25 protein-coding genes are annotated in these 26,297 nt (G+C 63.5%); 3 read left to right on the top strand and 22 right to left on the bottom strand.

The window, feature by feature from the left end:
- Positions 1 to 4: 4 nt before the first annotated feature.
- The 7 genes from EPJ54_RS04840 to EPJ54_RS04870 form a co-directional block, all read right to left on the bottom strand.
- Positions 5 to 4,429, bottom strand: a complete 4,425-nt coding sequence (locus tag EPJ54_RS04840) for a hypothetical protein (protein WP_135210519.1) — start codon at positions 4,427 to 4,429, stop codon at positions 5 to 7.
- Between the two features lie 87 nt (positions 4,430 to 4,516).
- On the bottom strand, positions 4,517 to 5,365 hold the full coding sequence (locus tag EPJ54_RS04845; protein ID WP_239590759.1) for a sulfite exporter TauE/SafE family protein: 849 nt from the start codon (positions 5,363 to 5,365) through the stop codon (positions 4,517 to 4,519).
- A gap of 98 nt (positions 5,366 to 5,463) precedes the next feature.
- Positions 5,464 to 6,066 (bottom strand): glutathione S-transferase family protein, encoded by a 603-nt coding sequence (locus EPJ54_RS04850; protein ID WP_135210520.1) that lies wholly within the window; start codon positions 6,064 to 6,066, stop codon positions 5,464 to 5,466.
- Between the two features lie 145 nt (positions 6,067 to 6,211).
- Positions 6,212 to 7,897 (bottom strand): M28 family metallopeptidase, encoded by a 1,686-nt coding sequence (locus EPJ54_RS04855; RefSeq protein WP_135210521.1) that lies wholly within the window; start codon positions 7,895 to 7,897, stop codon positions 6,212 to 6,214.
- 83 nt (positions 7,898 to 7,980) lie between these two features.
- The gene (locus tag EPJ54_RS04860; protein ID WP_135210522.1) at positions 7,981 to 8,982 is read right to left on the bottom strand and encodes a cysteine synthase A; all 1,002 of its coding nucleotides are present in this window, start codon (positions 8,980 to 8,982) and stop codon (positions 7,981 to 7,983) included.
- Between the two features lie 111 nt (positions 8,983 to 9,093).
- The gene (locus EPJ54_RS04865) at positions 9,094 to 9,714 is read right to left on the bottom strand and encodes a LuxR C-terminal-related transcriptional regulator (RefSeq protein ID WP_135210523.1); all 621 of its coding nucleotides are present in this window, start codon (positions 9,712 to 9,714) and stop codon (positions 9,094 to 9,096) included.
- Positions 9,715 to 9,716: 2 nt separating this feature from the next.
- Complete coding sequence (locus EPJ54_RS04870) at positions 9,717 to 10,886, bottom strand: sensor histidine kinase (protein WP_135210524.1); 1,170 nt, start codon at positions 10,884 to 10,886, stop codon at positions 9,717 to 9,719.
- A gap of 200 nt (positions 10,887 to 11,086) precedes the next feature.
- On the opposite strand from EPJ54_RS04870, the gene EPJ54_RS04875 reads away from it, so the two are divergent.
- Positions 11,087 to 11,875 (top strand): Crp/Fnr family transcriptional regulator, encoded by a 789-nt coding sequence (locus tag EPJ54_RS04875; RefSeq protein WP_167755578.1) that lies wholly within the window; start codon positions 11,087 to 11,089, stop codon positions 11,873 to 11,875.
- Between the two features lie 5 nt (positions 11,876 to 11,880).
- Here EPJ54_RS04875 and ccoS read toward each other — a convergent pair whose 3' ends face one another.
- From ccoS to ccoN, 8 genes are all read right to left on the bottom strand, one after another.
- Complete coding sequence (ccoS, locus tag EPJ54_RS04880; protein ID WP_135210526.1) at positions 11,881 to 12,021, bottom strand: cbb3-type cytochrome oxidase assembly protein CcoS; 141 nt, start codon at positions 12,019 to 12,021, stop codon at positions 11,881 to 11,883.
- Entirely contained in the window at positions 12,009 to 14,279 is a 2,271-nt protein-coding gene (locus tag EPJ54_RS04885) for a heavy metal translocating P-type ATPase (protein WP_135210527.1), read from the bottom strand. Before EPJ54_RS04885 ends, ccoS begins: the two co-directional genes overlap by 13 nt.
- Positions 14,261 to 14,758, bottom strand: a complete 498-nt coding sequence (locus EPJ54_RS04890; RefSeq protein ID WP_135210528.1) for a FixH family protein — start codon at positions 14,756 to 14,758, stop codon at positions 14,261 to 14,263. The genes EPJ54_RS04885 and EPJ54_RS04890 overlap by 19 nt, the downstream gene beginning before the upstream one ends.
- Positions 14,755 to 16,236, bottom strand: a complete 1,482-nt coding sequence (gene ccoG, locus EPJ54_RS04895) for a cytochrome c oxidase accessory protein CcoG (protein ID WP_135210529.1) — start codon at positions 16,234 to 16,236, stop codon at positions 14,755 to 14,757. The genes EPJ54_RS04890 and ccoG overlap by 4 nt, the downstream gene beginning before the upstream one ends.
- Before the next feature lie 61 nt (positions 16,237 to 16,297).
- Complete coding sequence (gene ccoP / locus EPJ54_RS04900; protein ID WP_135210530.1) at positions 16,298 to 17,266, bottom strand: cytochrome-c oxidase, cbb3-type subunit III; 969 nt, start codon at positions 17,264 to 17,266, stop codon at positions 16,298 to 16,300.
- On the bottom strand, positions 17,256 to 17,420 hold the full coding sequence (locus EPJ54_RS04905; RefSeq protein ID WP_135210531.1) for a cbb3-type cytochrome c oxidase subunit 3: 165 nt from the start codon (positions 17,418 to 17,420) through the stop codon (positions 17,256 to 17,258). Before EPJ54_RS04905 ends, ccoP begins: the two co-directional genes overlap by 11 nt.
- 5 nt (positions 17,421 to 17,425) lie before the next feature.
- Positions 17,426 to 18,160: a cytochrome-c oxidase, cbb3-type subunit II gene (ccoO, locus tag EPJ54_RS04910; RefSeq protein WP_135210532.1), complete on the bottom strand. Its 735-nt coding sequence runs from the start codon at positions 18,158 to 18,160 to the stop codon at positions 17,426 to 17,428.
- A 12-nt stretch (positions 18,161 to 18,172) separates the two neighbouring features.
- Positions 18,173 to 19,819, bottom strand: a complete 1,647-nt coding sequence (gene ccoN, locus EPJ54_RS04915) for a cytochrome-c oxidase, cbb3-type subunit I (RefSeq protein WP_135210533.1) — start codon at positions 19,817 to 19,819, stop codon at positions 18,173 to 18,175.
- 150 nt (positions 19,820 to 19,969) lie between these two features.
- On the opposite strand from ccoN, the gene EPJ54_RS04920 reads away from it, so the two are divergent.
- The gene (locus EPJ54_RS04920) at positions 19,970 to 20,236 is read left to right on the top strand and encodes a hypothetical protein (RefSeq protein ID WP_135210534.1); all 267 of its coding nucleotides are present in this window, start codon (positions 19,970 to 19,972) and stop codon (positions 20,234 to 20,236) included.
- On the opposite strand, the gene EPJ54_RS04925 is transcribed toward EPJ54_RS04920, so the two are convergent.
- From EPJ54_RS04925 to EPJ54_RS04945, 5 genes are read right to left on the bottom strand one after another with little or no spacing between them, the layout of a single operon-like run.
- Positions 20,202 to 20,627 carry an META domain-containing protein gene (locus tag EPJ54_RS04925; protein WP_135210535.1) on the bottom strand — a complete coding sequence of 142 codons (426 nt, stop codon included), beginning with the start codon at positions 20,625 to 20,627 and terminating at the stop codon, positions 20,202 to 20,204. The genes EPJ54_RS04920 and EPJ54_RS04925 overlap by 35 nt on opposite strands.
- The gene (locus EPJ54_RS04930) at positions 20,624 to 21,064 is read right to left on the bottom strand and encodes a hypothetical protein (RefSeq protein ID WP_135210536.1); all 441 of its coding nucleotides are present in this window, start codon (positions 21,062 to 21,064) and stop codon (positions 20,624 to 20,626) included. The genes EPJ54_RS04925 and EPJ54_RS04930 overlap by 4 nt, the downstream gene beginning before the upstream one ends.
- Positions 21,061 to 21,828 carry a glucose 1-dehydrogenase gene (locus EPJ54_RS04935; RefSeq protein WP_135210537.1) on the bottom strand — a complete coding sequence of 256 codons (768 nt, stop codon included), beginning with the start codon at positions 21,826 to 21,828 and terminating at the stop codon, positions 21,061 to 21,063. Before EPJ54_RS04935 ends, EPJ54_RS04930 begins: the two co-directional genes overlap by 4 nt.
- Positions 21,829 to 21,839: 11 nt before the next feature.
- Positions 21,840 to 22,676 carry a universal stress protein gene (locus EPJ54_RS04940; RefSeq protein ID WP_167755579.1) on the bottom strand — a complete coding sequence of 279 codons (837 nt, stop codon included), beginning with the start codon at positions 22,674 to 22,676 and terminating at the stop codon, positions 21,840 to 21,842.
- Positions 22,677 to 22,686: 10 nt separating this feature from the next.
- The gene (locus tag EPJ54_RS04945) at positions 22,687 to 23,511 is read right to left on the bottom strand and encodes a universal stress protein (RefSeq protein WP_167755580.1); all 825 of its coding nucleotides are present in this window, start codon (positions 23,509 to 23,511) and stop codon (positions 22,687 to 22,689) included.
- A 97-nt stretch (positions 23,512 to 23,608) separates the two neighbouring features.
- Here EPJ54_RS04945 and EPJ54_RS04950 point away from each other — a divergent pair, with 97 nt between their 5' ends.
- Complete coding sequence (locus tag EPJ54_RS04950) at positions 23,609 to 24,181, top strand: NAD(P)H-dependent oxidoreductase (RefSeq protein ID WP_135210540.1); 573 nt, start codon at positions 23,609 to 23,611, stop codon at positions 24,179 to 24,181.
- Here the strand turns inward: EPJ54_RS04950 and fixJ are convergent.
- On the bottom strand, positions 24,178 to 24,786 hold the full coding sequence (gene fixJ / locus EPJ54_RS04955) for a response regulator FixJ (RefSeq protein WP_135210541.1): 609 nt from the start codon (positions 24,784 to 24,786) through the stop codon (positions 24,178 to 24,180). The genes EPJ54_RS04950 and fixJ overlap by 4 nt on opposite strands.
- A complete protein-coding gene (locus EPJ54_RS04960) occupies positions 24,779 to 26,239 on the bottom strand; it encodes a PAS domain S-box protein (RefSeq protein ID WP_239590760.1) in 1,461 nt (486 codons plus the stop codon). Before EPJ54_RS04960 ends, fixJ begins: the two co-directional genes overlap by 8 nt.
- Positions 26,240 to 26,297 lie beyond the last annotated feature (58 nt).

The following is a 26,297-nucleotide window of genomic DNA, read 5'->3' on the forward strand; positions in this document are numbered from 1 at the left end:
ACGCTTAGCTGCCGCCTAGCTTGGCGAGCGCGGCCTGGTAATTCGCCAGCTGCGCGCTGAGATACGCGGGCGGTGTGGCGCTGGCGGCGGCGGCGCGGCGCGCTTCGAGCGCCCTCTCTTCTTCGGTCAGCGCCTTCGCATTCGGATTGAGCAGCGCATCATAGGCGATGCGCACAATCGAGATCGCCGCCGAGATCTCGGCTTTGGTCTTGGCGATGTTTTCAGCGGTGTCGAGCTTCAGCTCCGAGGCGATCATACCCAGGCCATAGGTCTGCAGTCCCGCTCGACCGGCGCTCGCATTGCTCGCCACCACGCCTTGAATGAGCCCCAGCGCAGGCAACGCGTTTTTGCCATCGCGGCCTGCGTCGAGGCGCACGGCCTTGTCGCCGCTCGGCGTGATCTCGATGCGCTCGACGCCGTCGGCCTTCACGATCGTTGCGCGCCCCGCGCCAGAGATCGCGCGATTGATCGAGGCTGCGAGCGTCGAAAGCGTGTCCTTATCTGTGATCTTGATCGTCGTCAGCCTGCGCCCATCCACGCCGATCTGAAACTCATCGCCAACACGCAAGCCGCTGCGATTCACCAGCAGCCCGGAATCGTTCGACGCCACCACACCTTGCGGCAGCCCCAGAATGTCCAGCGCCGATGCGCCGCTTTCATCCACCGCCATCGTCGTCAGCGTGAGTTGGCCGGCCGACGAGCTGAACGAGCGCATCCAATCGACTTCGCCGGCGCCATCCAGGCGCGAGATAAAACTCGTCGCCGATTTCGACGCGCCTTGCCCAGCGATCAAGCCGCCGGAGACGCCAGACGCGTAAACATCGCCGTCCACGATGGCGATGCTCTTCACGATGTCGTCCTGCGACGAGCCAAGGTAGCTGGCGCGATCGAGGGCGGTGGAAACGAGCCCCACATCCAGGCGCGCGACGAAGCCCTCTTTGCCCGCCACCGAAGCGCGGCCCGTCGCGCCCAAAGTCAGACGATCGGCGACGATCTGGCCACCGACGTAGAGCGATGCGCCATCCGCTGCGAGCGAGGTGATTGAGCCCTCGTGGAAATTGCCGAGATCGCGCGTCGCGCCGGTGCTGAAGCCGGCCGTCGAAGAATAGGTGAAGCTACGGAGCACGCCGCGATTGTTTTCAACGCCGCCGGTGACGATGTCGATGCCGCCGGAGCCATTGTCGCGCACGAGCAGCGCTGTCGCCGCATCCGCGCCGCCCGTGCCGAATTGGCGCGTAAACGTCTCAACACCGCTCGGATTGTAGCCGCGCACATAAGCGTCGACGCCGCCCAACGCGATCGCGCCGGTGAGCACGGATGAGGTCTGCCCGACGACGACCAAGCTGCCGTCTGATGCAAAGGCGATATCGTTGACCTGATCGTCCGCCGTCGCGCCGCGTCGCGCCGTCCAGAGCTCTTTGCCGCTCGCGTCGAACACTGTGACGAAGGAATCGTCCTTGCCCTTCACGCTCGTGCCGGACAGCACGCCTTCGACAGAGCCCGCGACGGCGACTTTGCCATCCGCCGAAACCGCGAGCGCAAAACCGTTCGCCTCTTCCACAGCGCCCAGCATTTGCGTGAACACAAGCTTGCCGGCGGAATCGTACTTGATCAGCGCGACATCGCGCGAACCGCGCACGGCCGTGTTGGCGCCGTCGTCATTGAGATCGGCCAACACGTAAACTGAGCCATCCGGCCCAGTCGCCACATCGCGCGCGGTCGCGACCTTCGCGCCGCCGCCCACGCTGATGTCAAACGCGCGCCCCGGAAACCACGCCGCGGAATTGGAGGTTGGCGACGTAAACGTGGAGGCCGAGGGCTGCACTTCCGTGATCGTGGCCCCGCGCGAGGCGCGGTCATACACACGCAGCGCGCCCACTGGATTGTTCACATGCGAGACCGCGTCGATCGGATCGAGCGTCACGTTCTCGACCTCACCGCCCAGATTGATCGCGCTCACGCCGCGCACTGTGTGCGACGCGCCCGTGACGACGCGCAACCCTGCGCCACCGTCAGACAACGCCGTCGCCGCGACGCCGACGTCATAGCCTTGCGCTGCAAGCGCCTCGTTCAGGCGCAGCGCCGCACTTTCCAACGTACGCGGGTCGCCCGGCTCAAGAGCCGCACTGATCGTGCGCTCGCCCCAGATGGTGTTGATCGTGATGGACACATTGTCATCGCTCAACAGCGAGGTCACGTCATCGGCAACGCCGGTCGCCGCCTGCGAGGACGTGAAGCTGCGCTCCGCCGTGAAGGCGCCGCCAAGGCCCAAAGTTGGCGCGTCAGCTTCGAGCGCTACCGCGTCGCCATTGACGGTGACAGACAACAAGCGCTGCCCCGAACCTTCAGCGATCTGCCACGAACTCAGATCACCACCAGGTGCTGCGAGATACACGCCCGCTTCGTTGAGCGCCGCATTCAGGCGGTCCTGCAGCACCGCATTCCATTCGCCGGGTCCAGCATCCGGATTGTCCAAGCGCTCCTGCGCCGTCACAGAAACGCTCACCGTTTTCTGGCCCGTCGGCGTGCCAACGACGATCTGCAGATCAAGCGCGTCCGTATGCGTGAGCAGAGGCGAAGACGCAGCATTGTAGGTGCGGATGGAATTGGCGAAGAGTTCACCCGGTCCGCTTACCGGCAAGCCGCCATTTGCCCAAGCGCCCGGCGCTTGGATGATTGTGTCGTTGTCGGTGTCATTCAACACTGCGCTGACACCGATCACGTCGTGCAAGGCATCGACGCGGAAATCGAGCGCGCCGCCATTGTCATCGAGATAAGCCGCGGCCGCGATGCCGTTGGAGCGCAGCTGCTCGTTGAGCTTTTCCATCAACGTCTCAGCGTCGATGCCATCCTCGCCGCCATCAATGACGATCGAGTGCGTGGTCGTGGCCGTCGTGAACACGAACGTCTGCTTGTCGACAAACAAATCCGATGTCGCAGCAACGCCATTGGCGCCGTAGCGGCGCGCGAACACGCCATCATTCAAACCGCCGATGGAGCCCGGATTAGCTGTGGTTTCGAAGACGACGGATTTGCCGCCAATGCTCAAATTGGAAACGCGCAAGCCGTCGACAGAGAAGACGGAAAGGCCATATTGCCCATCATCTTCCCAAACATCGACACCCGCCGCGACGCCCTGCTCGTGCAGCAATTGCGTCAAACGCTCGGCGACATCGTTGAGCATCGCCGCGTTCGCGCCTTCGCCCGTCAACGTGCGCCACTGCTCTTGATCGCCGCTGCGCCACGCCGTGCTCACGCTCAGCACGCGGCCGTCACCCATGTCGAGCTTCAGCACCGCTTCGCCGGCCTTGTTGAGCAAATCTTCGTATGAGGTCGTGACGCCATCGTCGTCCGACACGAGCGCGTTGCTGCGCTGCTCGATTGCGCCCGCAGGCGCTGGGCCATCGACGCCGTACCAGCCTGTCGAAATCCACGCGCCGATTGGATCGTCGGTCGCGACCGGGCGCGTCAGCCAAACAGGCTGGCCTGCGGCCTCGCCGACATCTTCGATCTTGATCAAGCGTGTGCTGCTGCCGGTGGAGCCCAGCGCATAGAACGCCGGCACGCCATGGACGGCCTTGAACTCAACCTTCTCGCTCGCGCGCACATCGACCTTCAGCGCGTATTGCTTCGGCCCCGTGTAACGGCTTTCGATCGCCTTGCCGCCAAGCACGATCGTGTTGGTCTTCGGCGTCTGATCCACCGTCTCGATGCGCGACGAGGCGCCAGCGGCGGAGAGCTTGCCATTGATGAAGCTGACCACATTGCTCAGCGTACGCGTGATCGAACCCATCTCGGACAAATCGATCGCAACATTGCGCACCGTGCCGGACGACGACGTCGCCACGATCTCAAATTCCGCATTCGGATCGAGGCCGGAGATTTTGTCGTAGAGCCCGCCCTTGTGAATGATGCCAGTGGTGTAATCCTCAGTCTTCACTGGCAGCCCGAGCGTGCTTTGCGCTTTGTCGACACGGTCACCTTGGGCAAGGCGCATGTCATCGAATTGCTGTTGGCGGAAGAACGCTTCGAGCTCGGTCATCCCGCGACCGAACGCGGTCGCCGTTTGCGTTTTCTGGAGCGCCGAAAGCCCGTCCTCGCCCGCGCGCGCAGCGAGCGCGTTCAGCGTTGAGAGCCCGGAATAGAGTGCGAAGAGCTTCTGATAATCGCCGGTGGCGCCGAGATCGCTGTAGAGCTTCGAGCTTGTGTCGAAGAAGGCCTTGTTGGTGAGCGCCCGCTGCACCAGCACTTCCGCGCTTGGCGAAATGCCCGGCTGCCAAACCGGCGCCAGCGGCGCATTCGGATCTTGTGTCGCGGTGGCGGTATTCACGCCAATGCCGGCCTTCGACTGCGCCCAAGCCGCAAGCAAGTCAGCGCCAACGCCGGTTGTCGCCGTCGTCGAGGTCGACCCGAACAAGGCCGTGACCATAGAGGAGCTGACTGAACTGACCAAAACGCACTCCGCGAAGCGTCCAGCTTCGCAGAGCGTCGTAAACGCCGCGTTTGCACTTGAAGGTTAACGGCTGGCGAAAAACTGCGTCAGGATCGGCTCGTCCAGCAGTTTGGGCCAGAGCTGAATGCCCTGCCAAATCGACAGCGAAATCACGAGCACCGCGGCGGCCCCCAGAAGCAGCCGCGCCGGCGCGATTTTGGTGACATACCCGGCCAAGGGCGCCGCGACCAAGCCACCCAGCACCAGCCCACCGAGCGCCGCGAGCGCGTGTCCGATGCCGCCTTCGATGACCATGCGCCCGGTCATCATCGTCCAGATGAATGTCGCTGATATCGCAACCGTAACAAAAAACTCAGCCGTGTTGACCGAGCCGATCGCATAACGCGGCGCATGTCCGCGGCCGAGCAAGGTCGTCGTCACGATCGGGCCCCAACCGCCGCCGCCGCTCGCATCGAGAAAGCCGCCGGCGACGCCAAGCGGAATCACGTGCTTCAGATGCGGCGGCTCCTCGCGGGGCCCGCGGATCGCGCGAAAGAGCAGGAAAAGTCCCAAAATGCCGAGATAGGCGACAATGAAGGCTTTGATGAAAGTCGGCTCAAAGCCCGTTAGCAAATACGCGCCAATGACGCCGCCGACGATACCAGCTGGCGCCAAGCGTAACAGCAAACGCCAATCGACGTTCTTGTGCAGCAGATGCGATGTGCCGGAAGCGCCGGTGGTGAAGCACTCGGCGGCGTGGATGGTGGCGGAGACCTGCGCCGGCGGCACACCAAACGCCAACAGCACGCTCGAAGAAATCACGCCATAGGCCATGCCGACGGCCCCATCGACCAATTGGGCGAAGAAGCCGACCAGCAGGAAAAGGCCAAACGTCGCCAAAAGCGCCGGCCAGAGTTCAGGCGGAATTTCCAACAACACCCTCGATCAGCTCGCAAGCGATCATAGCCCTTCGCAGCCCAATGCGGCCAGATCAGGGAGGTTCCCTTTAACCAATGACTACAGCGTCAGCTTTAATCTGCCGGTTTCAGGCCCAAATCGCCTTCCACGCGCGCGACCCAAGCCTTCACGGCCGGGTATTGGCCAAGGTCGAAGCCGCCGCGATGGGCGACGCGGGTGTAAGCGACAAGCGCCACATCCGCCAGCGTCAGGCCTTGCCCGACGAGATAGCTGGTCTGCGCCAATTGCAGCTCCAACCGCGCCAGCGCCGCATTCCCCTTGGTCAGCAACGCCGGATCAAGCTCCGCGTCACTCATGCCCAGATAATGTTTGCGCGCGATCCGCACCGCGATCGTCGGCTCGTGGCTGTATTGCTCCCAGAACATCCACTCGAACATTTTCGCGCGCGCGAAGGCGTCTCTCGGCACAAGCGCACTGCCCTCGGCCAGATGCAGCATGATCGCATTCGATTGCGCGAGTGCGCGACCGTCGGGATATACGATCACCGGCGCTTGGCCCGCTGGATTGAGTTTCAGAAATTCCGGCGTGCGCGTTTCGCCATTGAACGTGTTCACCTCCACCCAACGAAACGGAATGCCCAGCTTATCGGCCACCCATTTCGGCTTCAGCGAATTGCCGCTCGATGAGCTGCCGTACAGCGTAAATGCATCAGACATGCGTACTCCCTCCGCCTGTGATGCCCTGACGGCGCAGACATAGGGACGGGGCACACGGAGTGCGAGCGCGCTCATGGAAATCCGCAAACAAAAAGGGCTGTGTGGGTTTCATCCCACACAGCCCCAATCATTCGTTTGCTTTGGCTTAGCGGCCCGACGCCGTGCGCGCGGCGCGGAATTCCGCGTTCTCGCGCCATTGCGGCCATTCATTGCCATCGGCGAGGCGACGGCCCACCGCGTAGAGCAATTCGAGGTCTTGCGCGCCGCCGCTCATATCCCAATCGGCCGTCACTTCGTCCGACGGCTTGTGATAATTGTTGGCGGTGTAGGCCTCGTTGATGGCGCGGCCGCGCGCCACGCCGCCATCGACCATATCAATGCCATTCGACGTGTAGAGCACCGGAATGCCCAGTTGCGCGAAATGCAGATGGTCCGAACGATAGAAATAGCCGGCTTCCGGCGCTGAATCCGGTTCAACGCGACGACCCTGCGCGCGCGCCGCCTCGACAATCAGATCATCCATTTCGCTCTTACCGAAGCCGACAACTTCGATGTCGCGCGTCAGGCCGGCATTGTTGATGCCGTCCATATTGATTGCCGCCACCGTGTTGCGCGCCGGGAAGATCGGGTTTTGCATGTAATAGAGCGCGCCCAAAAGGCCCTGCTCTTCAGCCGTCAGCGCAATGAACGCCACTGACCGCTCCGGCGCACCCTGCGTGTGATAGCGACGCGCAAGCTCGATCAAGGCCGACGTCCCGGTCGCGTTGTCGAGCGCGCCGTTGCAGATGTCGTCGCCGTCGATCGCTGGGCAACGGCCGAGGTGATCCCAGTGCGCCGAATAGAGAATGGTCTCATCCGGACGCGTACGGCCCGGCAACACACCGACAATGTTCGACGTGGTGCGCGTTTCCACGGTCGTTTCTAGGCGCACTGAGCCAGAGAGGTTCATCGGCACCGCACGGAAACCGCGCTGTTGTGCGCGCGCTTTCAGCTGGTTGAAATCGAGACCCGCACGACGGAACGTTTCCATCGCCACCTCATTGTTCATCCAACCTTCAAAGCCCGCGCGATCCGCGCCGCCATTGGCGCGCACGACGTCCCATCGCGCACTTCCAGTCGAGCTTTGGATCACGGCCCACGGGTAAGAGGCCGGCGCTGTTTCGTGCACAATCAGCGCACCGGCAGCACCCTGACGGCCAGCCTCTTCGAACTTGTAGGTCCAACGACCATAATACGTCATTGCGCGACCGCCGAAGCCCCGATCATCGCCGGTTTCGAAATCCGGATCGTTGATCAGGATGACAACGATCTTGCCGCGCACATCAACGCCTTCGTAATCGTTCCAGCCAAGCTCTGGCGCGTTGACGCCGTAGCCGACGAACACGAGTTCGGCGCTCTCGATGTTGATCGTCGGCTCAAGACGGCGCGTCCACGCCGAAAATTGTGTCGCGTACGCATAGTCGCGCGCGCCATCGCGGCCGCGCAGCGTCAACGTCGGCGTGTTGGTGAGCGTGGCTGCGCTCAATTGCGTTTCTTGCACCCACGACCGCGTGCCGTCCGGCAAAGTGACGCCCGGCTCCAGACCCGCAGCTGCAAACGAGCGCGAGACATAATCCACCGTCAGGCGCTCGCCATTGGTGCCCGGCGCGCGACCTTCGAATTCATCCGACGCCAGCGTGCGCGTGTGCTCTAGCAACGCTGCCGCCGACAACGGCGGCGCGGCGAATGCCGTCGCGTTTGGCGGCGGCGGCAGAGTCTCTGTGGTTTGGCTCGCGCTGGCGCAGGCGGCCAACGCGAACACGGCCGCAAGTGCGACGTGGCGTAGTCTCATAAAGCGTTCCCCCCAAATGGATTGAGCGGCAATCTAGACCGCACACCCCACGAGGGAAGCCAAAAAGCGACGAAGCGCGAGCTTCAGCCCAGCCAGGGCGGCGTCGGTAAATCCTTCGAGCGCAGGAATTCTGGATTGAAGAGCTTGCCCATATAGCGATTGCCGTAATCGCAGAGGATGGTGACGATCGTCTTGCCGGGCCCCAGCTTCTTCGCCAGCTCGATCGCACCCAGAACATTCAGCGCCGACGAGCCGCCCACGCTCAGGCCCTCGTCCTGCACGAGGCTATACATCACCGGCAGCCAATCCTTGTCCTCGATGCGAAACGCCTCATCGACCACGACGCCTTCCAGGTTCGCGGTGATGCGGCCTTGGCCAATGCCTTCTGTGATCGATGTGCCTTCGGCCTTCAGCGCGCCGTGCTTGTAATAATTGAAGAGCGCGGCGCCACCGGGATCAGCAATACCAATCACCACATCCTTGTTCTTCGCCTTCAAGCCCATGCTCACGCCGCCGAGCGTGCCGCCTGAGCCTACCGCGCAGATAAAGCCGTCGACCTTGCCTTGCGTGTCGTTCCAGATTTCGGGCGCGGTCGTATCGATGTGGCCCTGGCGATTGGCGACGTTGTCGAATTGATTGGCCCAGATCGCGCCGTTCGGCTCGGTTTTCGCCTTCTCTTCGGCGATCCGACGCGCGACTTTCGGATAATGGTTCTCGTTGGCGGCCGGCACGGCGTCGACTTCAACAAGCTCGGCGCCCAGCGCGCGCACGGCGTCTTTCTTTTCCTGGCTCTGCGTACGCGGCATCACAACGATCGTGCGATAGCCAAGCGCGCCGCCCACGAGCGCCAGACCAATGCCCGTGTTGCCGGCCGTGCCCTCCACGATCACGCCGCCCGGCTTCAGCAAGCCCTTCGCCTCGGCGTCCTTCACGATGGCGAGCGCTGCGCGGTCTTTCACCGATTGGCCGGGGTTCAGAAACTCCGCCTTGCCCAGGATGGTGCAGCCAGTCTCTTCCGAGGCGCGCTTCAACTTAATCAGCGGCGTATTGCCAATGGAATCGAGAACCGAATTGTAGATCGCCATAGAGGGCTCCTCACGCGCGTACGCCGACCATGTGGCGCGTTTTGGCCCGCCATCCAAGTCAGGATCGCGTCGCGTTCGGCTAAAGTCTCAGTTTAGTCAGCCTGAACGGTCTCAGCGCGCGACCGGAAGCAGCCCCATTCGCCGCGCATTGATGATCGCCTCGACCCGATTGCGGGCCCCGGTCGTGCGCAACAGGCTCTGCACGTGGAATTTCACGGTCGCCAGCCAGAGCCCCAGATCACGCGCGATCACCTTGTTGGAGCCGCCCTGTTCGATGCGGTGCAAGATTTCCATCTCGCGCCGGCTCAAGCTGTGCGCCGAGCGCGCGGCGGAGCGGTCCGCCGCCATCAGCGGCAACGCCTGCGTGGGATAGCAGGCGCCGCCATTGAGCACCAATGCGACCGCGCCGACGATCGCCTGGCCGCGCATCGTCTTGACGATATAGCCATGCGCACCGGCCGCCAGCGCTTGGCGTGCGATGTCGTCGTTGAGACTGGCTGACGTGATTATCACCGGCGCCTCGCCCGCTGCGCGGATCGCGCCGCCAATGTCGACGCGCTTCAGCGTCTCGGCATTGATCAGCGCAACATCGAAGCCCCCTTTGTTCAAATCATCGAGCGCGCCTTCGGCGTCGAATGCGCAGACCGCGCCTTCGCCCCACGCCTCCGTCAGCACAGCGCAGAGCGCGTCGCGAAATAAGGGTTGCCCATCGAGCACAAACAGACGCGCCATGATCAACCTCTCTCCTGCAAAGGACAATGTATCTGTAGCGTGAACACGCTGCCCTTGCCCAATTCACTGCGCGCACTCAGCTCGCCATTGAGCTGCTTGGCGAGCGTACGCGCCACCATCAACCCGAAGCCCGGCCCACCGCGATCGCGCATCTCCGTCATGGCGCCATCGCCGAACAGGCGCGCAAGCTGCGCGCTACTGAGGCCAATACCGGTGTCGCGCACGTCGAATGTGACGACATCCTCGCCCAACCCCCGCGTGTGCGACATGCGCACTTCGACATCGCCGTCCACGGTGAAGCGCGCGGCGTTGCGCAACAGAATGTGCAAGCAGCGCCCAAGCTTTTCCGAATCCGTGAACACGGGCGGCACCACGCCGAACACTTTGATGTTCACGCGCCGGCTCGCCGCTTCCTCGCGCACGATTTCAACCGCGGCGCCCACCACGACGGCAGGGTCAATCACATCAAAGCCTGCGGCGGCATCAGTCTGCACTCGCGCCACTTCCAGCAGCCCGTTGATCAACCGCCGCAGACGCTCGCCGGAGCGGATGACGTGGTTCAGATCATCGGTCGTGCTGAGCTGCGGCGGCAAATCTTCGAGGATGAGCTCGGCGTAGCCAATAATCACATTCAAAGGCGTGCGCAGATCATCGCCAAGGCCCGCAAAGAAGCGCGCTCGCGCCGTGCTCTCCGCATCTGCGGCGTCCAGATAAGCAGAGAGCACGATGCTGATGTCCAGCATCGCGCATTTCAGCAAAGCCGTGACCGTTCGCGCACGCATGTCCGCCGCGATCGCAGCGTTCCGCAACAACGCACGCACCAACTCGGCGAGCACCAGCGCATATCCGCCAATGTAAAAGCCATGATCCAGGCCAATGCGCGCGTGCGCCTCGCCGATCCGTTTGGCGCGTTCAGCATGGGTTGCGCCGAATTCACCCGCGACGAGCCAGCGCCAATGATTCAATTGCCCGGCGCGTGCGCGCTGCAGGTGCGGCTCGTCTACGAACTTGCCCAAAGCCGGCGCGTGTCGGCGCATATCGTCGTAGAGCAGGTCGACCGCATGCGGCAGCGCCGCCTCAAGCGTGACGCGCCCCGCCGCCAACGCCGCGCGCTCGTCTTCGTCGATGCGCAGAAAGTGCGCCAACGCCGCAACATCGCTCCTCGGCCCCATCGCGATGCCCACCCCAAAATACAACCCACAAGTGTGTTTGTCGCAATCAAGGCAAAGATCGCGACAACCTGACACGTACGTAAGGCAGAGTCGCAATGATCAGCATCAAAAGACGGAGTGATCTACATCAATACACTTTATCAGTGACGTCACAGTCAGGTTTCTTACTTAGTTTGTACTTGTTGCCTGCGCTTCAAAGAATGAGGTACCAGATGTTCCTTGGCGGCACGCATGAATTGCGCGCGCCTTCTCCCATCCGTGATGAAAAGGTGCAGAACGTGCCGAGCCAAGCCGATTGCAATACATGCAAGATCGGCGCGCTCACGATCTACGCGCCGACATTCGCGCAATCACCGCAGACGATTTGCGGACTGCGCAAACAAGTCGTGCGCTATCGCGCGCATCAAACAATTCAGCGCGCCGGTGAAGTGCCTTCACGCGCTTATACTCTATTCAAAGGCTGGGCTTGCCGCGCGATTCACTTCCCTGACGGGCGACGACAAATCTTGTCGGTGCTGTTGCCGGGCGACACGATCTGCATCGAGAACATCTGGGTCGACAATTACAAAGTGCCGTTCACCGTGCGCTCGCTGACGGACGTCGTGCTGTGCGCCTTCGAGCCGCGCGATCTGTTGGAGATCGTCGATGCGAACATGCCTCAACAGCGGATGTTCTCCACACACGTGCAACACATGATAAATCAAGCGGAACGGCGCTTGGTTGATATTGGCCGCCGTCGCGCGGTCGCGCGCATCGCGCGTCTTGTGTTGGATATTCACTCAACTCTGCGTGAGCGTGGCCTCGTCGAAGGCGAGACGTTCGAGTTCCCATTGCGCCAGGAGGATCTCGCCGACGCGCTCGGCATCACCACCGCGCACACCAACCGGACGTTGCTGACTCTACGTCGCCTGGGCGCTCTCGAAATCCGACTAGGCCAAGCGCGCCTGCTCGACATTGAAGCCCTGAAGCGTATCGGCGCGAACGAATAAATCGCCTACTCGTCGTCGATGAGAATGCGATGCGCGGCGCCGTCGAGATCTTCGTATTGGCCCGACCGCAAACTCCAAAAGAACGCGCCAAGTCCGATTGCGCCCATCAGCACGGCCGCGGGGATCAAGAAAATCATGATGTCCATGAGCGGCCCTCCCATTGCAGACGCAACGCGTTGAGCGTCACCACGAGCGACGAACCAGACATCGCCAGCGCCGCGACCAGCGGCGTCAAGAAGCCAAGCGCCGCCATCGGCGCCGCAACCAGATTATAGATTGCCGAGAATTGCAGGTTTTCGATCGCCCGCCTGCGCGCGGCGTTGGCGACATCAATGGCTTCGACCAGTGGCAGAAGTCCCGCGCCCTGGATCACAATGTCCGACGCGGCTTGGCTCGCCTCAAGCGCCGTGCCCGGCGAAGCCGAAGCGTAGGCGGCGGCGAGTGCGGCGGCGTCGTTCAGGCCGTCCCCAACCATGAGCGGCTTCTTGCCCTGCGCCCGCAGCGTACGGAGACGCGCGACCTTGTCGCCGGGCGCCGCACCACCGACCCAGGTTTCGATACCGGCGGCCCACGCCGCCGTTTCGGCGGCAATCGGCCGATCGCCAGAGATCATCTCCACCGAGATGCCGCGCTTCTTCAGCGCTACGATCGTCTCCGCTGCATCGGCGCGCAGCGCATCCGTGAAGGCAAAGCGCGTTGGCGCAGCGTCACCACGCGCGAACCAGAGCTCAGCGCTGCCATCTGCAACATCCTGCGCATTCGGCGCAGCGAAGGCGCGTCGCCCAAGCCGCACGCGCGCGCCATCGATCTCGGCTTCGATGCCTTCACCCGGCAGCTCACGCACGCCCTTGATCGCGACGCCTGGACCAGCCGCCTCAACGAGCGCGCGCGACAGCGGGTGTCGCGAAGTGCGCGCCAACGCCGCTGCGGCTTGCAGCGTATCCACATCGACCAAACTGATGAGCCTCGGCTTGCCGAGCGTCAGCGTGCCCGTCTTGTCGAACACAACCACGTCGACGTGCGCCAGCCGCTCCAGCGCATCGCCGGACTTCACCAGAACGCCGCGCTTAAACAACCGTCCCGTCGCCACGACTTGCACCGCCGGCACAGCCAACCCCAACGCGCAAGGGCACGTGATGATCAGCACCGCCACGGCGTTCATCAACGCCACACGGAAGCCGACATCGACAAACTCAAGCCCGGCCATACGCAAAAGCGCAGGCCCGAAGAACCAGCCAAGGAACGTCAGCGCCGCCAGCGAGTGGACCACCGGCACATACATTTGCGCCGCCTTATCGGCGAGGCGCACAAACTTGGCGCGGCTCTGCTCGCCCGTTTCGATCAGGCGCGCGAGTTCGGCGACGGCAGAGTCCTGCACACGCGCTATGGCGCGCATCACGACTCGCTGCGTCAGATTGATCGCACCCGCATGCACCCTCACGCCAGCGCGCGCGGCTTGCGGGAGCGTCTCGCCTGTCAGCATCGAGCAATCAATTTCGGACACGCCGTCCTCGATGACGCCATCCACCGGCGCGCGGTCACCCGCCGCCAATTGCAGTCGATCGCCGATGGCGATTTCGCGCGCGGCGACCGATTTTACGTGGCCGTTCGCATCGATCCGTGACGCCGTCACCGCTTGCAGCGCCAACAGATCGCGCGCGGCCGTACGCGCCCGCTCGCGCAGCCTGTGATCGAGATAGCGCCCGATCAGCAGGAAGAAGAGCAGCATGGTGATGCCGTCGAAATAGGCGTGCTCACCCTGTTGCAAGGTCTCGGCCACGCTGATGCCGAGCGTCAGAAAGACGGCCAGCGAGATCGGTACGTCCATATTGGCGCGGCGTACGCGCAGCGCGCTCAACGCCGATTTGAAGAAGGGTTGCGCCGCATAAAGTGCGGCCGGAATGGCGATGATTGCCGACACCCAGTGCAGCAAGGTGCGCGTGCCTTCGCCCATCTCGCCGTGCCCCGACCACACCGGCACCGAGAACATCATGATGTTCATCGCCGCAAAGCCTGAAACGGCGAGATAGCGCAGCAGCTTGCGGCCTTCTTCGTCGGTCTGTTGCTTCGCGGCTTCCGGATCGAACGCGGCGGCATTGTAGCCGAGCTTCGCTAATGTCTCCGTCACCTGCCCAGCGCGCAGCACGCCTGGAGTCCAGGCGACGCTCAGCCGCCCAGTGGAAAGATTAAGCCGCGCGTCCTCCACGCCCGGCATCGCGAGCAGCCCGCCCTCTATCTTCTTGATGCAGCCCGCGCACTTTGCGCCCTGCACCATGAGCTCGATCGACTCGCGGCCCTGCTTATCCGTACGCACGAACGCGGCCGGATTGGCGCGATTGTCGTTCTCAGGCGGCGGCGCAAGCCCCGACGGGCAGCCGGCTTCGCTTAACGCTGGTTCGCCCATGTCAGCTCCGCTTCGAAATCGAGTGATCCGCTGTCACGCTCAGCATGCGCGCGCAGGCGCCAGCGGCCAGGGTGCAAATCACCAAGTTGCGCGACGTAGCGCCCATCGCCGCGCACCTCGAACGTGGCCGCGCGATCGAAACTATCCGTCGTCGGCCATTGCAGTTCGCCGCTCAAAGTGGCCCCGTCGATCGGCACGCCATCGCGGTCGCGCAGCACCACCTCCAGCACAGCACCCTCGGCGTTCGGCGCCAGCGCCGCACTGGCTTGCCAGCCGAGCGCCGCCTGCTGACGCCGTTGCGCCAGAGTGTCGTTGTACTGGATGCCTTGCAGATACGAGCGCCGCACATCCTCGCCAGGGAAGGATTGCACCGCGATCACGGCGAACACCACGTTCACAGCGATCACCGCTCCGAAGAAGGCCAGCATCATCGCCAGCACGTGCCAGCCGCGAATGCGAAACTCCGTTGCCGTGCTCATGGCGTTGCTCCTGCCAGGAAGGCCGACTCGCTCGTGGCGACATCGCCGCTATCCAAATCGCGAATGGTGAAGGTGAGGTCGTGCGAGCCTTGGCCGACGCTGTTGGGCACGACCACATGCATGCGCACATTGGTGACGCTATCGGCCTGCGCGGTGGCGACGAAGCGATCGCCGTCCGCCAAAGCCGGCGCCTGCAAGTGCGCGCCGTCCAGACCGCTCACCTCGATCACCAAGCGACGCTCTTGGTTCGTCATGTTGATCAGCTTCAAAGCATAATCATTGCGGAATGAGCCGTCGGCCAAGCGCACGAAAGGCGGGCTGCGGTCGCGGATGACGTTCAAATCCAGAGTCTGGCGCGTTGCGAGCCCATAGATCATCAGCACGCCAACCAATGCGAACAACGCGCCGTACAGCATCGTGCGCGGCCGGATCAACCGAATGCGCGCTGGCTTGCGCTGCGCACGCCGCGTCTCGTTGGCGTAGCTGTCATACGCGATCAGCCCGGTCGGGCGCCCGACTTTGCGCATAATGTCGTCGCACGCATCGATGCAGAGCGCGCAATTGATGCATTCGAGCTGATCGCCGTCGCGGATGTCGATGCCCTGCGGGCAGACGGCGACGCATTGGCGGCAATCGATGCAATCGCCGCGCCCTTCCCAGCTTTCGCCCTTCTTGTGCGGCCCGCGCGGCTCGCCGCGATCGACGCGATAGGTGACGCTCAGCGCGTCTTTATCCATCATCGCCGCCTGAATCCGCGGCCACGGGCACATATAAGTGCACACCTGCTCGCGCATCGTGCCGGCGAGCGCATATGTCGTGAACGTCAGCAGACCGATCGAGATATACGCAGTGACATCGGCCCGGCCCGCGAAAATGTCGAAGAACAAGGTCGGCGCGTCGGCGAAGTAAAACACCCACGCCCCGCCCGTGGCCGCGGCGATCAACAGCCAGATGAAGTGCTTCGAGACCTTCTTTGTCGCCTTGTCCAGCGACATTGGCGCTTTATCGAGCCGCATGCGCGCATTGCGATCGCCTTCGATCATGCGCTCCACATAAATGTAGAGATCAGTCCACACCGTCTGCGGGCAGGCATAGCCGCACCACACACGACCAAACAGCGCTGACGAAAGGAAGATGCCGAAAGCGGCCAGGATCAGCAGGCCGGTGATGTAATACACCTCCTGTGGCCAGAGCTCGATGAAGAAGAAATAGAAGCGCCGACCCTCAAAATCGATCAGCACGGCTTGATCGGGCCGCCCGACGCCGCGATCCCAGCGCAGCCACGGCGTGATGTAATAGATCGCCAGCAGGGCAACCATCGCCGCCCATTTCAGGTTTCGGAAGAAACCCTGCGCCAGCTTCGGATAGATTTGAACGCGCTTCTTATAGAGAGCGCGCGCTTCCTTCGAATTGACCGCGCTTGCGTCAATGGTGTGCTCGCCGTTGGCGCGCTTATCGATCAGCGTAACTTTGGTCATCAGCGGAGGCTCTCCCAACCTCCGCCCCCTCCCGCGAAGGAGGGGGCCATTGGTCGTGCTCTCAACGTAGCGGCGTGTTCGCCGGTGCGTTTTGAGCTGGCGCAGGCGCGGCTGCGTCATTTGTCGCAGGCGCCGGCGGCGGTGCGTCGGGCTCACCACCACCCATTTCGTGGACGTAGTAAGCCAGTGCGCGCAGCGTGCCCGGATCGAACCGCGCTTCCCACGATGGCATCACGCCGCCACGGCCAAGCTCGATCTGACGCCGGATCTCTTCGCGCGAACCGCCATAGAGCCAGACATCATCCGTGAGGCTCGGCGCACCGAATGCACGATCACCCGCGCCGGTTGCACCGTGACACGCCGCGCACTGCTCTTGGAAAATGACCGCGCCGCGCGCAGCTGCGCCCACGTTCGCCTCAAGCCGGCTGTTCGCCGCCGAAATCGCGATCACGTGCTCCGTTACGTCGCCAATCTGCGCGGGCGTCAGCAAACCATCACGGCCATAGGCCGGCATTTGCGAGACGCGCGTCTCGGAATGGTCGGCGCGAATGCCGACGCGCAGCGAGTGCTCGATGTCAGCCATCGAACCACCCCAGATCCATACGTCGTCGGCCAGCACCGGATAGCCCGGCGCACCCGCGCCGCCGGCGCCGTGGCAGGTGCGGCAATAATCACCGAACACAGACTCACCCGCCGCACGGGCAAACTCCTGCAGCTCCGGATCGGCGGCGATGTCGGCAACGCTGGCATTGGCCAAGCGCTCAAACATCGGCGTGCGCGCCGAGCGCAAATTCTGCACGTCGGCCGCCACGTTCACGCGATCAGAAAACCCGAGCGTGCCGCGCGTATAGCCGTTCACAAGCGGCCAGGCCGGCATCAGCACCCAATAGACGACCGAGAAAACGATCGTGGCGTAGAAGATGTAGAGCCACCACCGCGGCAGCGGCGTATCGAGCTCCTTGATGCCATCCCATTCGTGGCCAGTGGTTTCAGTGCCGCTGACCTCGTCGCGTTCGCGTTTATCGGCCATCGTCGTCCCCATCATTGAGCGGCGCATGTGCTGCGCGATTGAATTTGTCGCGGTTGCTGGGCCAGAGCGCGTACGCCACGGCTAACGCGAAGCTCACGGTAAGAAGCCCGAGCCCCCAGGTTTGCGCGAAATGAGTCGCTTGTTCGTAGCTCATGGCGACTACCTCTGATTTTCAGGCGCGTCGGCCTGATAGGTTTCGAAGTCCACGCCCGTACCGAGCATTTGCAGATACGCGATCAGCGCATCCATCTCGGTGACGCGCGAGGGATCGCCGTCGAAATCGCGCACGCTCGCGGTCGGATAGCGCTCTTGGAAGTCGTAGGCGTGTTCGCCCATCGGCTCGGCTTGCGCTTGTGCGTCGATCGCGGCGTTGGCCAATTGCTCATCCGTGTAAGGCACACTGAGCAGACGATTGGCGCGGAGGTGATCGGGCATCAGCGACGTGTTCACCTCGGCGTTCGCGAGGAACGCATAAGGCGGCATCACCGATTCAGGCACCACCGAACGCGGATCGGCCAAGTGCGCACGGTGCCATTCGTCCGAATAGCGCCCGCCGACACGTGCGAGGTCCGGCCCCGTCCGCTTCGAGCCCCATTGGAATGGGTGGTCGTACATGCTCTCGGCCGCGAGCGAATAATGGCCGTAGCGTTCGACCTCATCGCGCAGCGGGCGGATCATCTGCGAGTGGCACGTGTAGCAGCCCTCGCGGATATAGACTTGTCGACCCGCCAGCTCGAGCGGCGTGTAGGGGCGAACGCCCTGCACGCGCTCGATCGTGCTCTCGATGAAGAAGAGCGGCGTGATCTGCACCAGGCCGCCGATCGAAACGACGACCAAGATGCCAACCAGAAGAATGAGCGTGTGACGCTCAAACCATTTGTGAAAGTTCCACATAAGCGCGCCCCCTTATTCAGCCGCGACGGCTTGCGCCGGGACGTCGGCGGCGCGGTCGACGCTGGGCTCTTTGCCCGTCGCCGTACGCCACAGATTGTAAGCCATGATCAGCGCGCCGAGCAGGAACAGAACGCCGCCCAAGGCACGGATCGCGTAGTATGGATGCATCGCCTCGACGCTTTCGACGAACGAGTATTCGAGGAAGCCGAACTCGTTGTACGCGCGCCACATCAGGCCCTGCATGATGCCCGCGACCCACATCGACGTGATGTAGAGCACGATGCCGATGGTCGAGAGCCAGAAGTGCCACTCGACAAGCGCATGGTTCACCTGGCGCTTTCTCCAGAGCCACGGCGTCAAGCAATAGAGCGCGCCGAAGCTGACGAAGCCGACCCAACCGAGCGCGCCCGAATGCACGTGACCGATGGTCCAATCCGTGTAGTGCGACAGCGAGTTGACGGCGCGGATCGACATCACCGGGCCTTCAAAGGTCGACATGCCGTAGAACGCCACCGAGACAACAAGCATGCGCAACACGGGGTCCGTGCGCAGCTTGTCCCACGCGCCCGAGAGCGTCATGAGGCCGTTGATCATGCCGCCCCAGCTCGGCATCCACAGCATGAGCGAGAAAGTCATGCCGAGCGTCTGCGCCCATTGGGGCAACGCCGTGTAGTGCAGATGGTGCGGACCCGCCCAGATGTAGAGGAAGATCAGCGCCCAGAAGTGGATGATCGAAAGCCGATACGAATAGACCGGGCGATCCGCCTGCTTCGGGATGAAATAATACATGATCCCGAGGAAGCCGGCGGTGAGGAAGAAGCCGACGGCGTTGTGGCCGTACCACCATTGCGTCAGCGCATCCTGCACGCCCGCGAAGGCGGAGTAGCTGAACCAGCCGCTGAAGCTCACCGGGATCGCCAGATTGTTGACGAGATGCAGCATCGCGATGGTGACGATGAACGCCAGATAGAACCAATTGGCGACGTAGATGTGCTGCTCTTGCCGCTTCCAGATCGTGCCGAGGAAAACCAGCAGATAGGCGACCCACACGATGGTGAGCCAAATGTCCGTGTACCACGGCAACTCCGCATATTCGCGGCCTTGCGTGACGCCGAGCAGATAGCCCGTGCCCGCAAGCAGGATCACGAGCTGGAAGCCCCAGAACACGAACCACGGCCACAAGCCGCCGGCCAGACGCGCGCGGCAGGTGCGCTGCACGACGTAGAACGACGTCGCGATCAGCACGTTGCCGCCGAACGCGAAGATCACCGCGTTGGTATGCAACGGCCGCAGGCGGCCGAAGTTGAGCCAGCCGAAATCTTCGAAATAGAGAATGTTCGGGAACGCGAGCTGGGCCGCGATGATCACGCCGACCAAGAAGCCCGCGACCCCCCAGAACATGGACGCGATCACACCGGCCTTGATCACGCCGTTCTCATAGCGCGAGCCATGGTCAGCCGGATTGGGATTGACGACGCTGCCGACCAGCAGCACGCCGCCCACAATGAAGGCCGCCAACGCTGTCCACATTTGGATCGCGAAAGCGCGGTCCGTGGCGTGCGCGGCGCCCCAAAGCGCATAAAAGGCGCCCAAAACAACGATCGCAAGAATAGCGAGGGCGTCGATGCGCCATTCTTGCTTTGTGATTGCAGCACTCATTCGCCGCTCCCCAACCGGCGCACCCGCGCGCCGAGCGATTCCTGGAAATCTGTTGAGGCGGTACCAGCGAGGCGGTCAGCGGCTCTTGATCTCGGTCAAGATGTGCTGCGGCGCAGCCGGCTAATGACGAGATGTCGCGGGAGATCGCAGATGAGTCTCGACTTGAAACGTATGGGTGCAGCTTCTTTCCTGGCCGGCGCGGGCGCGCTCTGGCCTGCGGCCTTCTGCGCCGTCACCGATGCGATGCTGACGCCCTACCAACGCGCGCTCAGCGGCGCGTGGTGCGGCGCTGGCGAACCTGCGTTCGAGTTTCTCGGCCATTGCCCCGCCTGTTGGGCGGGTGCGGCGGCGTTTCTGATCGCCGCCGCGATGATACTTGCGCCTAGCCGCCAGCTTCGTCGGCAAGCCGCAGCCTGACCAGCGCCTCCGCGCCTTCCTCGCGTGGCAGCAATTCCAGCGAGCGGCCATTGCGCACATAACGCGTCACTGACGGCAGCACGCCCAAGAACCGCGCCTCGTCCGTCGCCGCCGCTTCGCTCGGGCATTCGCCCGGCTCTTCCGTCACCGGCGCAAAGCTCAAACCAGCGCCAAGTTCAGTGATTGTGGAGGTGAACGCGTTGCAGCCCGTGAAACCGCTGACCGCGTGCGTCGCCGGATCGATCTCGACCCAGAGATAAATCCCGTCCCCCAACGAAGCGCCGGCGACCTGTTGCACCTCCCAACGCCCGCCCAGCTCGCTTGGCTGTTGCGGCGGCTCAGCACATGCGGCCAACGCCAACAGCGCCGCACTCATCGTCCATTTCATCATGGTTCACTCCTCGGCGCCTGCAGCGCCACGATCAGCGGCATCGCCGCGAAAACGATCAGGGTCGCAATGTAAATGAGCCCTGCGGGCGTCGCGAAATAGGCGAGCTGATCGCCCACAGTCATGCCGCGCAGACCAAAACCCACGGCCAGATCAGCCACTTGCTGCATGGCCAACGCAAAGAGCCCCATCGCCAGACGCCGCCGCCAGCCCGGCTCAAGTTTCGCCCATGCCGGCGCCCAGCGCGCGCCGAACCACATCGCCACGGTCAGCAACGGCGCTTCGCACAACACCGCCAACGTGCGCCCAAGCCACGGCTCCAGCCACAGCACGCGCGCCGGCCCCAGCAGCAAGCCGACGGCGAACACCAGCACAAAATAGAGCGCCGCCGCGCTCAACACACGCCGCCAAGTTCCATTGGAGGCGGGCGTCTCATTCATTGCGCGGTATAACCGCCATCGATGACGAGCTCGGCGCCTGTCACGAATTTGGATTCGTCAGACGCGAGGTAGAGCACCCCGTAGGCAATATCGTCCGGCTCGCCCAGATGATTGACCGGGTGCAGGCTCGCTACCAACGCCTTCGCCGCCGCCGGATCAGGTTGGTGCGCAAGATGCGCCTCCACCATCGGCGTCCAGATATAGCCCGGATGGATCGAGTTCACGCGGATGTTGAGACCAGCCTTGGCGCAATAGAGCGCCGCCGACTTCGTAAAAATGCGCACACCGCCTTTACTGGCGTTGTACGCAGCCAGATTGGCGTCGCCGATCAGGCCTTCGATCGAAGAAAGGTTGATAATCGAACCACCGCTCGGCTTCATCGCCTCGATCGCGCGCTTTGTGCCCAGAAACACGCCGTCGAGATTGATCGACATGAGCCAGCGCCAATCCTCCAGCGTCGTGTGCTCCACATCGCCGCCCAGCGCGACGCCGGCATTGTTCACCAGGATCTGCAGCCCGCCGAAGCGCTCCACCGTCGCGCGCACGACGCGATCCCACTCGGCTTCGCTGGCGACGTCATGGTGCAGGAACATCGCCTCGCCGCCTGAATCCACGATCTCGTCGGCAACCTTGGCGCCTTCCTTATCCTTCACATCGCCGACAACGACCTTCGCGCCCTCCCGCGCCAGCATGAGCGCAGCGGCGCGCCCAAGCCCCAGACCGCCGCCTGTAACAAGCGCCACCTTTCCAGCAACACGGCCCACTCACGCCTCCCTCAATGCGCCATCAGCAACGGCAAAGGCGAGCCCAGCAGCATTTCGCGGGTGACACCGCCAAAAACGAACTCACTCGCGCGCGACCGCCCGTAGGCGCCAAGCACCATCACGTCCGCGCCGAAGCCTTGTGCTTCATCCAGCAACGCGCGCGCCTCGGAGCGCCCCATGCTATCGAGATTGCGTACCTCGACATCGACTCCATGCCGCGCCAGATAAGCCGCCAACTCGCGCCCCGGCGCTTGGCCGTGGCCGCTGCGGCTGGGCATTGCGTCCACCGTCGCCACCGCCACGGCGTCAGCGCGTTTCAGCAACGGCAGCGCCGCGCTCACCGCGCGCATCGCTTGCGCCTTTGCGTTCCAGCCGATCAGCGCCCGCTTCCATGCGCGCGGCTTCTTGGGTGCGCTTGGCACGAGGAGCAGAGGACGCCCTGCATCGAACAACACGTGCTCGCCAAGCGCCCGGCGCGCATGCGCATGCGTCTCGGCCCGCGCCATCACCACAAGGTCCGTAACCCGCGCGTGTGCGAGCACCTCGTTTTGATCGACCGCCGCCTCAATGGTGAGATCGCGCACTTCGAAATCGTGGATGGCGGCCTCTAGCCAATCGGCGATCTTCGCCCGTTCCTGCGCTGCGGCGTTGTGCGCGCCCTTGGCGATGTCAGCCAACACTTCCGAGAAGGGGCGCTGGTCGTCCGCGAAGGCGGAAGCAATGTGCACGGCCACAATGAGCGCGGTGGCGCGTGTGCCGAACATATGCGCCAGTTCCGCCGCCGCATTGAGCGCGGCTTCATCGGCGTCCAACGTGATAACCGGCGCGAGAATGTCCTTATACGCCATGTGGCTGCTCCTAATGGGCGAGGAGGAGATGTGGCGCGGCTTCGGCCTGCACCAGAGTCCGCGTCGTGCCGCCAAGCACCATCTCATAGAGGCGCGGCCGACCATAGGCGCCGGATATGAGCAGGTCGCATTTTTCCGCGCGCACCGCCTCCAGAAGCGACGGCGCAACACGATCGCCGGAGATGTCGTGCGTTGCGACGCTTTTCACGCCGTGGCGCGCAAGATATTCGGCTAACGCCGCAGGGCTGGCCGCGTGGTCGTCCAGACCCTCATCCTCCGTGTTGCGCAGCACCAGCACTTTCGACGCCAGCTGCAACAAGGGCAGCGCGGCGCGCACTGCCCGTCCGGCCTGCGCGCTGCCGTCCCAGGCGATCGCCCCACACGCAAACGCGTCAGAGGCCCCATTCACAATCAGGCATGGCGCGCGCGTCGAAATCAGCGTCTCGGCGAACACACCGTTGAGCGCGCCGCGCGCCGCAGCGCCGTGAAACACAGTGACGTCGGCGAGCACTGCCGCGTTGGCCACAGCAATCGCGGGCACCAAGTCACGCGCCGCAACATTCAATTTGGCGTTCTTCGCGGAAGCCGCCGCACGCGCCGCCGCCTCGATCTTTTCCTGCCGCTCGCGTTCGGACGCCACGACACGCTCGACCGCCACCTCCGGCAAACTGGCGCCGAGCGTCGCGCCATAATAGATCAAATCCGCCGCCGCATCCGGAAACGCCGGAATCACTTGAACGACGCCGTCGCTCCGCGCCGCCAGCGCCGCGCTCACGCCCAGAAGCGCCTCATCCTCCGGGCCGCCCGAAGCCACCGCTACGATTGATTTCAGCATCTCGATGCTCCCTTCGGCGTTCACCATGACGCCAACAGAGACGGGGGCGTTGCGTGCGATCAATTCGCGCAGGCGCGACTTGGTTTAGCGGTTCAGAATGACCAACGTTCTCGTCATCGACGGCCATCCAGATCGCGGCCCAGCCCTCTGCCACGCTCTGGCCGAGGCTTACATCGAAGGCGCGCGCCAAGCCGGCCACGAAACGCGGCTCATCCGCTTGGCCGACGCGAATTTTCCACTTCTGCGCCGCGCCGCTGATTTCACCACGCCGCCAGACGACCCCACCATCCAGGAAGCGCGCAACGACATCCTTTGGGCGTCGCACGTCGTGTTCGTCTTCCCACTCTGGCTAGGCGGCGCGCCATCCTTGCTGCGCGCGTTCCTCGAGCAATGCGCGCGTGGGCAATTCTTCGCGGAATTGTCGCGCACAGGCCCGCGCGGGAAACTCAAGGGTAAATCGGCGCGCATGATCGTCACGATGGGCGCGCCGTCGCTGTTTTATCGCATCGTCTATGGCGCTTTCGGCTTGCGCGCGATCGCCAAGAGCATCCTGGGCTTCGCCGGCCTCTCACCGATCCGTTCGACACTGCTCGGCGCCATCGAAGGACCCAAAGAGGCGCAAAAGCACCGAATTGCGCGCGTCCGCGATCTCGGTATCGCGGCCGCCTAGGCGTCGCCGCGCAGCAGCGCCATGCGCACGAGATCCGACAGCGTGCGCGCCTGCATCTTGTCCATTACGTTCGCGCGATAGATTTCCACCGTGCGCGGGCTGATGCCGAGCCGGATCGCGGCCGCTTTGTTGGAATCACCGGCGACCACCGCTTCGAACACATCGTGTTCGCGCGGCGTGAGCTGGCTCAAACGGGCCTCGATCTCCGCGCGCTCCTTCGCCTTGCTCGCTTCGCCCTCGTCCTTCGCCAGCGCGGCGCGCACCGCGCTGAGCAAATTTTCGTCCTGAAACGGCTTCTCCAGAAAGTCGAGCACGCCCGCCTTCATCGCTTCCACCGCGAGCGCCACATCCGCATGCCCCGTCAACACGATCACCGGATGCGTTACGCCCCGCTTCTTCAATTCGCCGACAAGCTCGAGCCCGTTCATCTCCGGCATACGAATGTCGGTCACGACACAGCCCGACTCCAACTCGCCTACACGCGCCAGCAGCGCATGCGCGCCGTCATAGACGCGCGTCGCGAGGTTTTCCGTATCCAGCAGAAACGCCACAGATTCGCGCATCGCTGGATCGTCATCGACAATATGAACGACGGGCTCACTCATCTTTGGGCTCGACCTCTTCCTCACGCGCGAGGCGCACTGTGAACTTGAACGTGGCGCCGCCATCCGCGTTCGGCTCCGTCCAGATGCGGCCGCCATGCGCTTCAACGATGGTGCGGGAGATGGAAAGGCCAACGCCCATGCCAGTCGCTTTCGTCGTCACAAATGGCTGAAACAGCTTTGCCGCAGCACTCGGATCAATGCCGGGGCCGGTGTCGCTGACGCTGATCAGCGCAAAATCATCGGCCGCCGGCGCGGTCGCCACGGACAATTCCCGGCGCGGCTGGTCCTTCATCGCGTCCAACCCGTTGCGCACCAGATTGATGATAACCTGCTGAATCGGCACGCGATCAGCGATCACCATGTCCACGCGCGGATCGAGGCTATAGCGCACGCGCACGCCATGCTCTTTGGCGCCCACCAGCGCCAGCGCACACGCCTCCTGCACCAATTTCGGCAACGACAGCACCTGTCGCTCGCCTTCGCCGCGCGCCAAGAAATCGCGCAAGCGCCGAATGATCTCGCCCGCGCGTAGCGCCTGCTCGGATGCCTTATCCAACGCTTCCTGAATGCGCGGTTCCGGATGCGGCGTTCGCTCCAACAAACGCCGCGCGCCGCTCATATAATTGTTCACCGCACTCAGCGGCTGATTGAGCTCATGGGCCAGCGCCGAGGCCATTTCACCCATCGCCGTCAATCGCGACATATGCACGAGTTCGGCTTGCAGCTCCTGCAACCGCGTTTCCGTTTTCTGTCGCTCGGTCAGATCGCGCACAAAGCCTGTGAACACGCGCCCGCGCTCGGAGCGCACTTCACCGACGGCCAGCTCCATCGGAAACGTCGAGCCATCCTTGCGCTCACCCACCACGATGCGGCCAATGCCGATAATGCGGCGCTCGCCCGTGCCGAGATAATGTCCGATATAGCCGTCATGATCGCCGCGATAAGGTTGCGGCATAAGCATCTTCACATTGCGCCCAAGCACTTCGGACGCCGTCCAGCCAAACACACGCTCGGCCGCCGCGCTAAACGATTGCACCACGCCACGTTCATCAATCACCACCAGCGCGTCCGGCGCTGTGTCGTAGATCGAACGCAAATGCGCTTCGCGTTCAGCCAGCACGCGCGACGTGCGATCTCCGCGCATCCGATTGCGGAAATACCAATCGCCGGCAAAGCTCACCGCGGCGCCGAGCAGCGCAAACACAAGCGCGCCGCCGCCCGCGTGGCCCTCGATCCAAGCGCCCAGCCCATAGCCGAGCACGGTCGCAAACAACGCAGGCCAAAGCCCCGCAAACAGCGCGCTGGCGAACACGACCAGCGCCAACGGCAAAAAGCCGCTCGCATCCGGCGCCGCCATGCGCAGCGCCAGAGTCAGCGCCGCGGCCGCCACGCTCAGCGCCGCCACCGCGCCGTAGACAGCCGCCGGCCGCCGCGCCTGCAGCGCGTCGCTCAAGCTCCTGAAAACGCCGCTCAATTGCATGAGCCTTCCTTACCCAACCAGGCCGCCATGG

Origin of the sequence: Vitreimonas flagellata, from assembly GCF_004634425.1 — a bacterium.
In the GTDB taxonomy this organism is placed as follows: Bacteria; Pseudomonadota; Alphaproteobacteria; order Caulobacterales; family Aquidulcibacteraceae; genus Vitreimonas; species Vitreimonas flagellata.